We start from the raw sequence: 13,712 nt of genomic DNA on the forward strand, positions 1-13,712 counted from the left end.
TGCGTTCGGGGCTCGCGTGTCTTGCGTTCAAGTGGGGCGTGTCTTGCGTTCCGGGCTCGCGAGTCGTACGTTCCGGGCGGGTGAGTCGTACGTTCAGGGCTCGCGAGTCGTACGTTGCGGGCCGGTGTGTTGTGCGGTTGGGGTTACTTGAAGGCGGCGGCGTTGTGCTGGGCCCAGGTCGCGAAGGTGCGGGGCGGGCGGCCCAGGACGTGCTCCACGTGGGGGCTCACCTCCCGCTCGGCGGCGGTCGGCGCGCCCAGGATGGCCAGGGTGCTCTCCACGACCGGTTCGGGCATGAACCGCAGCATCAGCGACCTGGCCTCCTCCCGGCCCTGCTCGACGAAGCGCACCGGTTCGCCCAGCGCCTCCCCGATCGCCGACGCCTGCTGCCGGGGCGTGATCGGCGCGGGGCCGGTCAGCACGTAGGTGCGCCGGTCGTGGCCGGGGTCGCGCAGCGCGGCGGCGGCGACCTCGGCGATGTCGACCGGGTCGACGACGGGCAGCGCGACGTCGGCGAACGGCGCGGTGACGGTGCGTTCCGCGCGGACCCCGCCCGACCACCGGAGGGCGTTGGAGGCGAAGCCGCCCGGTCGCAGGACCGTCCACTCAGGACTGGACTGCCGGACGGCGTCCTCCAGGTGCGCCGGGTGGCGCCCGGTGCCGACGCCCTGGGAGGACAGCAGCACGACACTCCGCACGCCGGCGGACCGCGCGGCGCCGAGGACGTCGCCGAGGTCGCCGCCCGAGCCCAGGTACTCGCCGGAGGTCAGCAGGAACAGCGCCTCCGCCCCGGCCAGCGCGGGCCGGAGACCGTCGGGTTCGGTCAGGTCCGCCCGGACGTGTCGCACGCCCTCCGGCACGTCCGGCCCGGCGGTCCCCCGCGACACCGCCGTCACCTCTTCCCCCGCCGCGACGAGGGCCTCCACCAGGGGCCGCCCCACGTTGCCCGTCGCTCCGGTCACCACGATCATGTCCGCTCCGTCCCCAGTTCGATCACGACGCGGCGAAGCTACTATCGCGGGGCTAGTAGGTACCTAGGGGAAAGTAATGGGCGGAAGGGGTCGCAGTGATCGGGAACACAGCGGAGCCGGAGCTGGCCTGCCCCATCGCGCCGGTGGTGGACCTGGTGTTCAGCCGCTGGACCACGCCGATCCTGTGGACGCTCCACGAGCACGGGCGGCAGCGGTTCGTGGAGCTGGAGCGCCGCATCACCTCGATCACGCCCAAGGTGCTGACGCAGCGGCTGCGCCAACTGGAGCGCGACGGGCTGGTCGTGCGCACCTACCACGCCGAGGTGCCGCCGCGCGTGGAGTACGAGATCAGCGACCTGGGGCGCAGCCTGGCCCCGTTGTTCGCGACGATCGGCGAGTGGTCGGTGAACCTGGAGCGGGTCGAGCGGGCGCGGCGGGAGTACGACGCCAGGACCGGCGGCCGGCGTTGAGCGCCCGCGCCCGTTGAGTCCTCTGTGGACATCCGATGGGCATCCGGTGGACGCCCGTGACGTCGCACGGATGAAAAAGTGCACGTGGTGCAAAGAAGGTCCGCAACCCGCCGGCGGGAACGGGCGGGAGCCGGTCCACCGTGGACGGAGCGGGCCGTTCACGCTCCGTGGCCGGGGTGGTGCGGTCGGGGCGCGGCCCCGGCGGGTCCCCGCGCCCGCCAGGGCCTGGACGGCACATCCGCCGTTCAAACCGGTTCTTTCAAAAAATCACCCGCTCGGGTGAACGAATATGTCCCGAGCGGAACGGTTGAAACGTTCAACGCGGCGTCGACCGGAGCCGACCTCGCGTTGCGCCGACCGGCCCACGCCCTCACCGGAGAGGGTGAAGCGAACCGTTCACGCCCGCCGCACCGGCGCGGTGAGGAGGGGCGGCACCGGTGCGGGCGGCGGAGCGTCGGCGGTGGTCAGCGTTGTCGGAGGGAAGTGAGGAAAGCCCGGAATGGACGGTCCGCAAAGGCCAGTCGCGGACCGGGTCGCTTGCTGTCCCGGACCAGGGTCCCGGTCCGGCCAACGGCCAGTTCGACGCAGTTGTTGCCGGCGCCGGAGTAGGAGCTTCTGCGCCACGTCTTGTCGGTGATCATGAGTCCTTCAGTGCGGTTGCCAGTTTTCTGATCAGCGAGGCCGACTCCTTGGGCGACAGGGCGACCTCGCTCACCATTTCCTCGAAGTGCAAGAGGTACTTCTGCACGTCGGCGCGATTGTCCACCCACTTCCCGCCACCCGCGTACTCCAGGTAGACGGCCGAGGGCTCGCTGTCCTCGAAGCGGAGGGCGGTCGCGCCGCCGCCGGACATGGTCCCGTGCGCCCCCGCGCCGAACGGCACCACTTGGATGGTGATGTTGTCCTGCCTGCCCACATCGAGCAAATGCGACAACTGCTCGCGCATCACCGCCGGCCCGCCCACGACGCGGTGCAGGGCGGCCTCGTCGATCACCGCGTGCAGGCGCAGGCCGGGCAGCCGGCGCTGCCGGTTCGCCAGCGCCGCGGCGACCTGTTCCGCCGACACCGCCGAGTCCATGAAGCGCCGCCCGGCGAGCCTGATCGCCGCCGCGTAGGCCGGGGTCTGGAGCAGGCCCGGGATGACGATCATCTCGATGGTGCGCACCTCGGTCGCGTCGGCCTCCTGCCGGGCGTAGGTGCGGGCCTCGGGCGTGTAGGCGGCGGCGTACACCAGGCGGGTCCCGTCCTGCTTCGCGTCCTCCCACAGCGCTTCCGCCTCGCGGCGCTCGGCCTCGGTGGCGCCGTACAGGGCGAGCAGCGCGCTCAGTTCGGTCCAACTCGGACTGATGTAGCCGTTCTCCATGCGGGACAGGGTCGACTGCGTCTTGCGGGTCAGGGCGTGGTAGTCGGCCTCGGTCTTGCCGGCGCGTTTGCGCAGCGCGTTGAGGAACTGGCCTAACTTGCGCTTGCGTCGGGTTTGGACGGCTGCCATTCGGGTCTCTCCTCGTCGGAAAAGAACTGTGACCACACTAGTGCCGTTCGGCCGATTGGCCAGTTCACCCGTTCGAGCACTTAAAAGGTGCATATCCGCCCCAACCGATGACCCTGCCGGTGCGGTCGCGCCGGGCGTCCGCGTCGCACCGCCCCAGCGGACGCGTCGTCCTGGTACCGGTCCCACACCCGTTCGCACGGTCCACAGTGGCCGCGCGGAAACCCCGCGTTCACCCGGTGTCGCGGTCGCGACACCGGCGGGTGCCGAACAACGTCAGTTTTCGACGCCCCCGATAACCACCTGAAATTGTCGGCCCCCCGGTCCATCATGGCCCGCATGGCAAATGCGATCGAGGCCGCGGGCCTGGTCAAGCGCTACGGGTCGGTGGTGGCCCTGGACGGCCTCGACCTCGTGGTCCCCGAGGGGACCGTGATGGGCCTGCTCGGGCCGAACGGCGCGGGCAAGACGACGACGGTGCGGGTGCTCACCACGCTGCTGGAGGCCGACGGGGGCCGGGCCCGCGTGACCGGGCTGGACGTGGTGGCCGACGCGCGCGAGCTGCGCCGCCGGATCGGCCTGTCCGGCCAGTACTCGGCCGTGGACGAGAACCTGACGGGGTTCGAGAACCTCGACATGGTCGGCAGGCTCTACCACCTGGGCAAGCGGCGCAGCCGGGAGCGGGCGCGCGAGCTGCTGGCGCGGTTCGACCTGGAGGAGTCGGCCGACCGGCCGGTGAAGGGCTACTCGGGCGGGATGCGCCGGCGGCTGGACCTGGCGGGCGCGCTGGTCGCCGAACCGGCGGTGCTGTTCCTGGACGAGCCGACCACGGGCCTGGACCCGCGCAGCCGGCTGGGGCTGTGGGACGTGATCTCCGAGCTGGTGGCGGGCGGCACCACGCTGCTGCTGACCACCCAGTACCTGGAGGAGGCCGACCGGCTCGCGGACCGGATCGCGGTGATCGACCACGGCCGGGTCATCGCGCTGGGCACCGCCGACGAGCTGAAGGACCAGGTGGGCGGCGAGCGGCTGGAGCTGACCGTGGGCTCGGCGCGGGAGGCGGCGACCGCCCGGGACGCGCTGGCGCCGCTGGCGATCGGGGAGATCGCGCTCGACGACCGCGGCCACCGGCTGACCGTGCCGGTCTCGGGTGGGGCGGACGTGCTGGTCGAGGGCGTCCGCCGGTTGGACGCCGAGTCGGTCAAGGTGCTCGACATCGGCCTGCGCAGGCCGACGCTGGACGACGTGTTCCTCTCGCTGACGGGTCACGCGGCGGAGGAGAAGGGGGAGCAGGACCGGTGAACGCCTTCGCGCAGGCCCTGGGTGACGGCGCGGTCGTCGCCAAGCGCAACCTCATCAAGATCAAGCGGATACCCGACCTGCTCGTGTTCTCCACGTTGCAGCCGATCATGTTCGTGCTGCTGTTCGCCTACGTCTTCGGCGGGTCCATCAGCATCCCCGGCATGGACTACCGCGAGTTCCTGATGGCGGGGATCTTCACGCAGACCGTGCTGTTCGGCTCGACCATCACCGGCTCCGGCCTGGCCGAGGACATCCAGAAGGGCGTGATCGACCGGTTCCGGTCGCTGCCGATGGCGCGGTCGGCGGTGCTGATCGGGCGGACCACCAGCGACCTGGTCAACAACGTGATCATCGTGGTGGTGATGTCGGCGACGGGCCTGCTCGTCGGCTGGCGCATCCGCACGTCGTTCCTCGAGGCGCTGGGCGGGTTCGCGCTGCTGCTGCTGTTCGCCTACGCGCTGTCGTGGGGGATGGCGATCATCGGGCTCATGGTGCGCAGCCCGGAGGTGTTCAACAACGCGGTGTTCATCGTGATCTTCCCGTTGACGTTCATCGCCAACACCTTCGTGCAGGAGGGCAACCTGCCCGGCCCGCTGCGGGCGTTCGCCGAGTGGAACCCGGTCTCGGCGGTGACGGCGGCGGTGCGCCTGCTGTTCGGCAACACCAACCCGCTGACGCCCCCGCCGGACGCGTGGCCGCTGCGACACCCGGTGCCGACGACGCTGATCTGGGTGGCGGTCTTCCTGGCGGTGTTCGTGCCGCTGGCCGTGCGGCAGTACCGCAAGGCGGTCTCGCGGTGAGGAGCGTTGCGGCGCAGGCGTTCCCCGGTAGTTGACCCTGAAGTAGGCACGAACCCGCCCGCGTGTCAAGAGGTGAGCAGGTTTCAACTCGAACCGGCGATGGGTAGTCCGGTGACATCCGAAGCCGTGAGGAGGCAGAGATGTCCACCGGCACCATCATCGGCGTCATCCTGGTCGTGCTGGTCGCACTGGTCGCGGTGGCGCTGCTGGCGAAGAAGTCGTTGCAGCGCAAGCGGTTGCGCGAGCGGTTCGGCCCGGAGTACGAGCGGGTGATGCGGCGGACCGACAACCGCATGGTCGCCGAGCGCGAGCTGGTCGAGCGCGAGCGCGAGCACTCGAAGCTGGAGCTGCGCCCGCTCACGCCGGCGTCGCGCGACAGCTACGAGCGCAACTGGACGCGGGTGCAGGAGCAGTTCGTCGACTCGCCGTCCGCCGCGGTGAGCCAGGCGGACCGCCTGGTGACCGACCTGATGGCCGAACGCGGCTACCCCACCGAGGGGTACGAGCGCCAGGCGTCGCTGCTGTCGGTCGAGCACGCCCGCGCCATCGAGCACTACCGCGAGGCGCACTCCATCTCCCAGCGCCACGAGCGCGGTGACGCCTCCACCGAGGACCTCCGCAACGCGATGGTCCACTACCGGGCCCTGTTCGACGACCTGCTGGGCGACCGCCACGAGGGCGGGCGCCGGGAAGGAGCGCGGTGATGACCGAACGTCGCCTGAGCACCGAGGACTTCGCGGCGCACCGGCCGGAGGGCGCGATCGTGCCCCAGGCGGGTGAGACCCGCGACGAGCGGTACGACACCACCCGGGACGACATCACCAGGGACGGCACCACTCGGGACGACACCGCCGTCGACGCGTCCGGCGGGCTGCGCGGCACCGACGGGTACCGCGACGGCGTGCCCGCGGCCGAGGGCCACGACTGGAACAACCAGGCCCCCGCCCAACACGACACCGTCGACCGTGACGCCGTGGACCACGACACCACCGACCGCGACACCTTCGACCGCGACACCACCGAGTCGGGGTCGGTCGGGCACGAGCGCCTCGGCGAGGACCCGCTCGACGACGACCGGGCCGACCGGGAGCCGGTCGAGCCCTCGGCGGTCTCCACGACGGCGGGCGACGCCCCGCTGTTCGGCGAGGAGGACTCGGCGAACTACCAGGCGGAGTGGCGCGCGCTGCAGGCCGGCTTCGTCGACGACCCGCGCGAGGCCGTGCAGCGGGCCGACGAGCTGGTCGCCCAGGTGATCCAGAACCTGGCCACCACGTTCGCCGCGCACAAGAGCTCGCTGGAGGGCCAGTGGCAGCAGGGCGGGCAGGTGGACACCGAGGAGCTGCGCCAGGCCCTCAAGCGCTACCGCTCGTTCTTCGACCGGCTGCTGTCCGTGTGACCGGCGGACCCGGGGCGTGACCCGGCCGGGGGTGCGAACTCCCCGTGGTGCGTCTGGCGACCCAGGTGCACCACGGGTGAACCACCCCTAGCCGGGCAGCTCCCGGATCTCCATCTCCAGCACGTCGATCTCGTCGGTGACCGCCTCGTCCAGCATCCGGTCGAGCAGCTCGGCGCAGTCGCCGGAGGCGACCCCGAAGCGCGGCACCAGCTCCCACCACACGGCGGGGTTGTTCCAGAACGACCCGGACCCCTGGTCCACGCCCTCCAGGCACCGGAGGCGGGGGTCGTCGTCCGACAGCCGCCGCACGAAGTCGATCAGCCGGGCGAGCGCGTTCGGGTTGAGCACCGGGACGGCGCCGTACCCGCGCAGGCAGTCTTCGAGCTCCGCCAGGAACTCTTCCTTGAACGTCACGGCGCCACCCCCGCTTCCCCCGCGGCGCTGCGGGTGAGGAGGACTCACGTCCCTGTGCGCCACACGGTACCCCCGCGAGGGCACGTCCAAATTCCTGCCAACGGGCGTTTCCGGGGCGTCGACCGCCGATCTTCACCCGACAGGGCGCGTCCGTTGCGGGTACGGGTCCACTGTGGACCGCAGGTCCGCCGGGACCGCCGGTCAGCCCGAGCGGAGGCGCGCGGCGAAGCTGAACCGGTCACCCCGGTACAGCGAGCGGGCCCGTTCGACGGGCTCGCCGCCGGCGTCGTAGGACACGCGGTGCAGCAGGAGCATCGGCAGCGCCGGGTTCGTGCCGATCAGCAGCGCCTCGCGCGGGGTGGCGAGCACGGTCTCCACGCGTTCCTCGGCCTCGGCGAACTCCACCCCGAGCCGGTCGCGCAGGCACTCGTACAGCGAGGTCGTCGGGTCGAACTCGTCCAGCAGCGTCGGGAACCGGGCGGCGGCCAGGTAGGTCGACTCCAGCCCGATGCGCTCGTCGTCGGCCAGCAGCACGCGCTCCAGGTGGACGACCGCGTCGCCGCGCCGCACCCGCAGGTCCCGGGCCAGCACGTCGTCGGCGGGCAGGTGCTCGACGGTGATCACGCCGCGCGCCGGGGTCACGCCCTGGCGGCGCATCCCCTCGCCGTAGCTGACCAGCGACAGCGGCTGCACGAGCTTGGGCGGGGCGACGTAGGTGCCGCTGCCCTGCCGCCGTTGCAGCCTGCCCTCCATGACCAGCTCGCCGACGGCTTGGCGGAGGGTCACCCGCGACACCGAGAACCGCTCGGCCAGGTCCCGTTCCGACGGCAGGGCCGTGCCCTCCCCCAGCGCCTCGATGAGCCACTGCAGCTCTGTCTTGACCGCGTAGTAGCGGGGAACTCGGCCGTGGTCGGGGACGCCCGCGCGGACGGGGCCGTCCGCGCGGTAGTGGGGCATGGGGCGCGAAGTGGGCACGACGCGAGCCTACGGGCGGGTCCGCGCCGGTCAGACCGCTGACGGGGTGGGTTCCCGTTCACGGGACGAGGGCGGGCGGCTCCGGAATGGCGTAACCGGATTCCCCCACGTTGGCCTCCAGGGATTTGCGCCACTCGCCGGAATCGATCATCTTCTGAACGGCGGCGGTGATCTTCGCCTTGCTGTCGGGGTCGCCCTTGCGCATCCCGATCCCGTATTCCTCCTTGCTGAAGGGTTTGTTGACGACCCTGAGCAGCTCGGGGTTCTGCGCGGCGTAGCCGGCGAGGATCACGTCGTCGGTCGTCAACGCGTCCACCTGCTCGGCCAGCAGCGCGGTGACGCAATCGCTGAACGTGGGGTACTCCACCAGCTGCACGGACTGGGCGAACCGGTCCTTCACGTGCTGCGCCGAGGTGGTGTTGGCGACCGAGCACAGCTTGAGGTTGCCCGAGTCGAGCGACTCGGGGCCGGTGATGCGCTCGTCGGTGAGCCTGACCAGCAGGTCCTGCCCCGCGACGAAGTAGGGGCCGACGAAGTCGATGACCTCCTTGCGCTTGTCGGTGATGGAGTAGCTGGACACGACGAGGTCGGCGGCGCCGCTGGTCAGCAGGGTCTCCCGGTCGGAGGGGACCGCCTCGACGAAGGTGATGCCGCCCTCCTCGACCCCCAGCTCCTTCGCCACGTAGCGGGCCACGTCCACGTCGAAGCCGCGGTGCGTGCCGTCGAGCCGGCGCAGGCCGAGGCCCGGCTGGTCGTACGCCACGGCGATGGTCAGCCGGTCGGTGCCGCCCGCCTTCCCGGCGACGGTCGTGTCGTCGCCCGAGGCGCACGACGCGAGGACGAGCGCGGCGGAACACGCGACAACGAGGGCGCGCAGGTGTGCCAGAGCCATTCTTCCCCTTTTCGGGTGCCTTCCTCGGATGTGCGGAACCTAAGCGGCGAAAGGGGGTCCGTCCATAGGCGCGGCGAAAATGGGAAGTCATGATCGTTCAAGGGTCACGGGGGTGTGACCGCGCGGGTCCGGTGCGTTTCGGCGTTCCGCTCAGTGGGACGGGCCCGGCGAGCGCAGGCGGCGCGGGCCGGTGTCGTGCAGGGACGGCGGCGGGCCGAGGGTGACGCGGGCGCTGCTGACGTACGCGCCGGCCGCGCTGGCGAGCACCGGTTCCAGGGCGACCTCCCGGATCTCGGGGAAGTCCTCGGCGAGCGCGGCGAGCCGCAGCACGAGGTCCTGGAGCGCGACCAGGTCGGCGGGTTCGTCGCCGCGGTAGCCGGCGAGCAGCGGTGCTGCCTTGGGCGCGCGCACGAGCGCGGCCGCGTCGGCGTCGGTGAGCGGGACGGCCCGGTACGCGCGGTCGCCGAGCAGGTCGCTGACCAGCCCGGACAGCCCGAAGGAGACCAGGGTGCCGAACGAGGGGTCGTCCTGGAGGCCGAGCACGCAGGAGATGCCCTTGGGCGCCATGCGCTGCACGTACACGTCGGGCCGGTCGGAGACCTCGGCGAGCATCGCGTAGGCGCCGCGCACGGCCTCGTCGCCGACCAGGTCGAGCCGCACGCCGACGAGGTCGGTGCGGTGGCGCAGCCGGTCGTCGGTGGACTTCAGCGCCACCGGGTGGCCGAGTTCGGCGGCGACGCGGACGGCGTCGTCGGCGGAGGACACCACGCGGAACGGCACGACGTCCACGCCGTAGCAGGCCAGCAGCCGCACGGCGGTGTCGTCGTCGAGGCGCCGCTCGCCGGTCTCGTCCAGCCGCAGCTCCGCGACCAGCCGCTGGGCGGTGTCGGCGTCGATGCCGTCGGGCCGGGTGAAGGTGCCCTGGGGCGCGGAGCGCCAGCGCGCGTAGCGGGTGGCCCTGGCGAGGGCGAGCACGGCGCGTTCCGGGCTCGGGTAGGAGGGCACGGAGCCGCGTCCGGGCTCGCCGCCGGGACCGGGGACGGCCAGCTCGTCCGGCACGCCCTCCACGGCGAGGAAGGTGGAGACGATGGGCTTGGTGCGGCCGCCGCGCTCCACGACCTCGCGCAGGGCGCGGGCGAACGCCGTGCCGGGCACGGTCAGCGGCGGCACGAACACGACCACCAGCGCGTCGGTGCCGGGGTCGGCCAGGGCCTCCTCGACGGCGGCGGCGAACGCCTCGGGTCCGGCCTGCGCGCCCACGTCGACGGGTTCGCCCGCCAGCTCCAGGTCCTGGGCGAGGGCGGTGTCGGCGGCCAGGAGCCCGATCGCGGTCGAGTTGCCGACGACGGCCACCCGCGGCCCGGCGGGCAGGGGCTGGTGGGCCAGCAGCAGGGCGGTGTCGAACAGCTGGGCCAGCGACTCGACGCGGATGACGCCCGCCTGCTCGAACAGGGCCTGCACGCTGGCCTCGTCGACGGGCACGGAGGTGGCGGCGAGCGCGGGCGTGACCGCGTGCCGCCCGGACTTCACCGCGACGATCGGCTTGGTGCGGCCGAGCCGGCGGGCGAGGCGGGCGAACTTGCGCGGGTTGCCGAACGACTCCAGGTAGAGCAGGACCACGTCGGTGGCGGGGTCGGTCTCCCAGTACTGGAGCAGGTCGTTGCCGGAGACGTCGGCGCGGTTGCCGGCGGAGACGAACGTGGACAGGCCGAGGCCGCGCTGGGCGGCGGTGGCGAGGATGGCGGTGCCGAGCGCGCCGGACTGGCAGAAGAAGCCGGTGCGGCCGCGGACGGGCAGCGAGGGCGCGAGGGTGGCGTTGAAGCGCACGCCCGCGTCGGTGTTGATCACGCCGAGGGCGTTGGGGCCGACCACGCGCATGCCGTGGGCGCGGGCCTCGGCGACGAGCCTGCGTTCCGCGCTCAGGCCGCCGGGGCCGGTCTCGCCGAACCCGGAGGTGACGACGACCAGCGCTTTCACGCCCTTGGCGAGGCAGGCGTCCATGACCTCGTCCACGCGCGGCGCGGGCACCGCGACCACGGCCAGGTCCACGTCGTCGGGGATGGCGAGCACGGAGGGGTAGGCGCGGACGCCGCGCACGGAGCGGTGGTCGGCGTTGACCGGGTAGACGGGGCCGGCGAAGTTCGCGCTGAGCAGGTTGGTCAGCACCGCGTGGCCGATCTTGGTGTGGTCGGTGGAGGCGCCGATGACCGCGACGGAGCGCGGGTGCAGCAGGTTGTGCACGCTGCGCGCCTCGGCGGCCTGCTCGCGGGCGCGGGCGACCTCGACCGACTGGTCGGTGGGGTCGATGTCGAACTCCAGGTGCAGCGCGCCCTCGTCGAAGGCGCGGCTGACGCTGTAGCCGGCGTCGCGGAAGACGCGCACCATCTGGCCGTTCTCGGCGAGCACCTCGGCGGTGAAGCGGCTCAGGCCGCGCTCGCGGGCGGCGGCGGCCAGGTGCTCCAGCAGGATGGAGCCGAGGCCGCGGCCCTGGTGGGGATCCTCGACGACGAAGGCGACCTCGGCGGAGCCGCCGCCGCCGAGCCGGTCGTAGCGGCCGACCGCGACGATGTCGTCGCCGAGGAACGCGGCGAGGGCGACGCGGTCGCTGTGGTCGACGGTGCTGAAGCGGTCGAGGTCGCGCTTGGGCATGCGCGGGTAGGGGCCGAAGTAGCGGAAGTAGCGGGTGCGCTCGGACAGCCGGCCGTGGAAGGCGAGCAGGCGCTCGGCGTCGTCGGGGGTGACCGGGCGCAGGTGGACCGTGCCGCCGTCGCTGAGCACGACGTCGGCCTCCCAGTGTCTCGGGTAGTCGAACGGGTCCACCGGTGATCAGTCCCTCGGGTCGTCGGGGTCCAGGCCGTGCAGCGGGAACAGCGCGCGCCGGGTGTCCCGGACCGCCAGGTCGGCGGGGGTGTCCAGCTCACCGCCCCACGGCTGGAAGTCGGTGTCGGCTTCGTCGGTCATGCTCGTGGGCAGGGGTCGGTCCGGGGCGAGCGAGACGGCGTGGGCGATCCAGTCGGCGGGCAGCGGCGTGTTCGGGTCGAGGTCCCGGTCCAGGACGGTGGCCAGCAGGTGGGTCCAGCTGCGGGGTACCACGCGCAGCAGCTCGTACCCGCCGCCGCCGAGGGCGAGCCACTTGCCGCCCGCGACCTCGTCGGCCAGGTCGCGCAGGCAACGGTAGATGGCGCGGTGGCCGTCCACGCTGAGCGACAGGTCGGCCAGCGGGTCCTCGCGGTGGGTGTCGACGCCGCACTGGGTGACCAGCAGCTGCGGGCGGAAGGCGCGCAGGATGGCGGGCACGGTGGCGTGGAAGGCGCGCAGCCAGGTGCGGTCGTGGGAACCGGCGGGCAGGGCGAGGTTGACGCTGGTGCCCTCCGCGCCCCGGCCGCCCAGCTCGGCCGGGCGGCCGGTGCCCGGCCACAGCGTCAGCGGGCTCTGGTGCAGGGAGACGGTGAGCACGCGCGGGTCGTCGTAGAAGGCGGCCTGCACGCCGTCGCCGTGGTGCACGTCGGTGTCGACGTAGGCGATGCGGTCGAAGCCGTTGTCGAGCAGCCAGGAGATCGCCACCGCGCAGTCGTTGTAGACGCAGAAGCCGGCGGCGTGGTCGCGCATGGCGTGGTGCAGGCCGCCGGCGATGTTGACGGCCCGGTCGGCCTCGCCGCTCGCGATCGTGCGCGCGGCGGCCAGCGAACCGCCCACGACCAGCGACGACGCCTCGTGCATGCGGGTGAACACGGGGTTGTCCGGGGTGCCGAGGCCGTGGCCCACGTCCCAGCCGGCCATCGGCGCGGCGCGCACGGCGTTGAGGTAGGAGGGCTCGTGGACGCGTTCGATCTCGGCGTCGGGGGCCGGGTCGGGCGAGATCGGCTCCACGCCGTCCAGCACGCCCAGCGCCGTGGCGAGCCGGACGGTCAGGTCCAGCCGGACGGGGTTGAGCGGGTGGTCCCCGCCCAGGTCGTAGCCGAGGAAGGACTCGTCCCAGACGACAGCGGCTGCCTTGCCCATGTCGGCAACCTAACCCACGCGGGGCCCGGTGGTGCGGTCACAGGTTGGTCGCCCCGGGCGTGTGGGCGCGGTGGGGGCACCTAGAGTCTGCCCCGGGCCCGCCGGGAGGGCGGGCTCACGACCGCGGCCACCGAGGGTGGAACCGCGCACGCCGGAACGAGGTCAGAACGACATGCACCTTCGACGAGTCCCCGCCCTGACCGCCGCGCTGGCCCTGGCGCTCACGTTCGGCCTCTCCGCGTGCGCGACGACGGTCACGGGCAAGCCGCTGGCCGCCGCGGGCGGTGCGCGGTCGGAGTCCGGGTCGGAGGAGACGGCGGAGGGGACGACCTCCAGGAAGCCGCCGACGCGGGCCTCGGAGCCGCGCTCGACGCGGAAGCCGGAGACCACGGGGCGCGAGGCGCCGAACGGCGACGTCAAGATCACCACCCGGAAGAAGACCGAGGGTTACGACGACTGCTCGATCCTCTCGCCGCAGGAGGTGGCCGCCGCGGTGGGTGCGGCGAAGGGCGGCGAGCCGGGGTGCGTGCAGAGCACGGAGGACCCGTTCACGGTGGTGCTGTTCATGCTGACGCTGGCCGAGCACGAGGGCGAGGCGCGCCCGATCGAGGTCGGCGGGAACACCGCGTACGAGATCAAGGAGGGCGGCGGCGACTGCACCGTGATGGTCATGCTGACCGACGACCCGGACGTGATCACGCCGGCGTTCATGGCGAGCGTGTCCCCCCTCGACGGCGGCGACCCGTGCCCGATGGCGCTGAACCTGGCCACGAAGGCCTTCGAGAAGATCCCCAACGAATAACGCGAGTCGTACGCGAAGAACGCGCGAGTCGTAGAGCGTTATTCAGAAGTCACCAGTTGAGGCGGTAGTGCTCGAGGGTGGTGACGATGCGGATGAGGGTGGGGAGTTCGGTCAGGCGGGCTCGGTAGCCGGTGGCGAGGATTTTCCAGTTCTTCAGGTGGGCGATGGTGCGTTCGACGGGCCATCGGTGGTGGGCGAG

The 13,712-nt window shown here is 72.4% G+C and carries 14 protein-coding genes; 6 read left to right on the forward strand and 8 right to left on the reverse strand.

Annotated elements, in window-relative coordinates:
• Nucleotides 1-143: 143 nt before the first annotated feature.
• Nucleotides 144-971 (reverse strand): NAD(P)H-binding protein, encoded by an 828-nt coding sequence (locus ACFV4N_RS30415; protein WP_499676059.1) that lies wholly within the window; start codon nucleotides 969-971, stop codon nucleotides 144-146.
• Nucleotides 972-1,066: 95 nt separating this feature from the next.
• Here ACFV4N_RS30415 and ACFV4N_RS30420 point away from each other — a divergent pair, with 95 nt between their 5' ends.
• On the forward strand, nucleotides 1,067-1,441 hold the full coding sequence (locus ACFV4N_RS30420; protein ID WP_499676060.1) for a winged helix-turn-helix transcriptional regulator: 375 nt from the start codon (nucleotides 1,067-1,069) through the stop codon (nucleotides 1,439-1,441).
• Nucleotides 1,442-1,905: 464 nt separating this feature from the next.
• On the opposite strand, the gene ACFV4N_RS30425 is transcribed toward ACFV4N_RS30420, so the two are convergent.
• Nucleotides 1,906-2,082, reverse strand: coding sequence for a DUF397 domain-containing protein (locus tag ACFV4N_RS30425; protein WP_499676061.1), 177 nt, complete (start codon nucleotides 2,080-2,082; stop codon nucleotides 1,906-1,908).
• Nucleotides 2,079-2,933 (reverse strand): helix-turn-helix domain-containing protein, encoded by an 855-nt coding sequence (locus ACFV4N_RS30430; protein WP_499676062.1) that lies wholly within the window; start codon nucleotides 2,931-2,933, stop codon nucleotides 2,079-2,081. The genes ACFV4N_RS30425 and ACFV4N_RS30430 overlap by 4 nt, the downstream gene beginning before the upstream one ends.
• 336 nt (nucleotides 2,934-3,269) lie before the next feature.
• Between ACFV4N_RS30430 and ACFV4N_RS30435 the strand changes: the two genes are divergently transcribed.
• The 4 genes from ACFV4N_RS30435 (at nucleotide 3,270) to ACFV4N_RS30450 (ending at nucleotide 6,428) form a co-directional block, all read left to right on the forward strand.
• The gene (locus tag ACFV4N_RS30435) at nucleotides 3,270-4,232 is read left to right on the forward strand and encodes an ATP-binding cassette domain-containing protein (protein ID WP_499676063.1); all 963 of its coding nucleotides are present in this window, start codon (nucleotides 3,270-3,272) and stop codon (nucleotides 4,230-4,232) included.
• A complete protein-coding gene (locus ACFV4N_RS30440) occupies nucleotides 4,229-5,032 on the forward strand; it encodes an ABC transporter permease (protein WP_499676064.1) in 804 nt (267 codons plus the stop codon). The genes ACFV4N_RS30435 and ACFV4N_RS30440 overlap by 4 nt, the downstream gene beginning before the upstream one ends.
• Before the next feature lie 140 nt (nucleotides 5,033-5,172).
• The gene (locus ACFV4N_RS30445) at nucleotides 5,173-5,736 is read left to right on the forward strand and encodes a hypothetical protein (protein WP_499676065.1); all 564 of its coding nucleotides are present in this window, start codon (nucleotides 5,173-5,175) and stop codon (nucleotides 5,734-5,736) included.
• On the forward strand, nucleotides 5,736-6,428 hold the full coding sequence (locus tag ACFV4N_RS30450) for a hypothetical protein (RefSeq protein WP_499676066.1): 693 nt from the start codon (nucleotides 5,736-5,738) through the stop codon (nucleotides 6,426-6,428). The genes ACFV4N_RS30445 and ACFV4N_RS30450 overlap by 1 nt, the downstream gene beginning before the upstream one ends.
• Before the next feature lie 87 nt (nucleotides 6,429-6,515).
• Here ACFV4N_RS30450 and ACFV4N_RS30455 read toward each other — a convergent pair whose 3' ends face one another.
• From ACFV4N_RS30455 to ACFV4N_RS30475, 5 genes are all read right to left on the reverse strand, one after another.
• Nucleotides 6,516-6,842, reverse strand: coding sequence for a hypothetical protein (locus tag ACFV4N_RS30455; protein WP_499676067.1), 327 nt, complete (start codon nucleotides 6,840-6,842; stop codon nucleotides 6,516-6,518).
• 201 nt (nucleotides 6,843-7,043) lie between these two features.
• On the reverse strand, nucleotides 7,044-7,817 hold the full coding sequence (locus tag ACFV4N_RS30460; RefSeq protein WP_499676068.1) for a GntR family transcriptional regulator: 774 nt from the start codon (nucleotides 7,815-7,817) through the stop codon (nucleotides 7,044-7,046).
• Between the two features lie 58 nt (nucleotides 7,818-7,875).
• Complete coding sequence (locus ACFV4N_RS30465) at nucleotides 7,876-8,709, reverse strand: glutamate ABC transporter substrate-binding protein (protein WP_499676069.1); 834 nt, start codon at nucleotides 8,707-8,709, stop codon at nucleotides 7,876-7,878.
• Nucleotides 8,710-8,859: 150 nt separating this feature from the next.
• A complete protein-coding gene (locus tag ACFV4N_RS30470; RefSeq protein WP_499676070.1) occupies nucleotides 8,860-11,529 on the reverse strand; it encodes a bifunctional acetate--CoA ligase family protein/GNAT family N-acetyltransferase in 2,670 nt (889 codons plus the stop codon).
• 6 nt (nucleotides 11,530-11,535) lie between these two features.
• Nucleotides 11,536-12,711, reverse strand: coding sequence for an acetoin utilization protein AcuC (locus ACFV4N_RS30475; RefSeq protein ID WP_499676071.1), 1,176 nt, complete (start codon nucleotides 12,709-12,711; stop codon nucleotides 11,536-11,538).
• Between the two features lie 172 nt (nucleotides 12,712-12,883).
• Between ACFV4N_RS30475 and ACFV4N_RS30480 the strand changes: the two genes are divergently transcribed.
• Nucleotides 12,884-13,513, forward strand: coding sequence for a DUF3558 domain-containing protein (locus tag ACFV4N_RS30480; RefSeq protein ID WP_499676072.1), 630 nt, complete (start codon nucleotides 12,884-12,886; stop codon nucleotides 13,511-13,513).
• Nucleotides 13,514-13,712: the final 199 nt, after the last annotated feature.

The sequence above is a fragment of the Actinosynnema sp. NPDC059797 genome (genome assembly GCF_042732085.1).
Taxonomy (GTDB): domain Bacteria; phylum Actinomycetota; class Actinomycetes; order Mycobacteriales; family Pseudonocardiaceae; genus Actinosynnema.

Coding starts and splice junctions, on each gene's coding strand:
- ACFV4N_RS30415 (WP_499676059.1), bottom strand. CDS start 971: ATGATCGTGGTGACCGGAGCGACGGGCAACGTGGGGCGGCCCCTGGTG.
- ACFV4N_RS30425 (WP_499676061.1), bottom strand. CDS start 2,082: ATGATCACCGACAAGACGTGGCGCAGAAGCTCCTACTCCGGCGCCGGC.
- ACFV4N_RS30430 (WP_499676062.1), bottom strand. CDS start 2,933: ATGGCAGCCGTCCAAACCCGACGCAAGCGCAAGTTAGGCCAGTTCCTC.
- ACFV4N_RS30435 (WP_499676063.1), top strand. CDS start 3,270: ATGGCAAATGCGATCGAGGCCGCGGGCCTGGTCAAGCGCTACGGGTCG.
- ACFV4N_RS30445 (WP_499676065.1), top strand. CDS start 5,173: ATGTCCACCGGCACCATCATCGGCGTCATCCTGGTCGTGCTGGTCGCA.
- ACFV4N_RS30450 (WP_499676066.1), top strand. CDS start 5,736: ATGACCGAACGTCGCCTGAGCACCGAGGACTTCGCGGCGCACCGGCCG.
- ACFV4N_RS30465 (WP_499676069.1), bottom strand. CDS start 8,709: ATGGCTCTGGCACACCTGCGCGCCCTCGTTGTCGCGTGTTCCGCCGCG.
- ACFV4N_RS30475 (WP_499676071.1), bottom strand. CDS start 12,711: ATGGGCAAGGCAGCCGCTGTCGTCTGGGACGAGTCCTTCCTCGGCTAC.
- ACFV4N_RS30480 (WP_499676072.1), top strand. CDS start 12,884: ATGCACCTTCGACGAGTCCCCGCCCTGACCGCCGCGCTGGCCCTGGCG.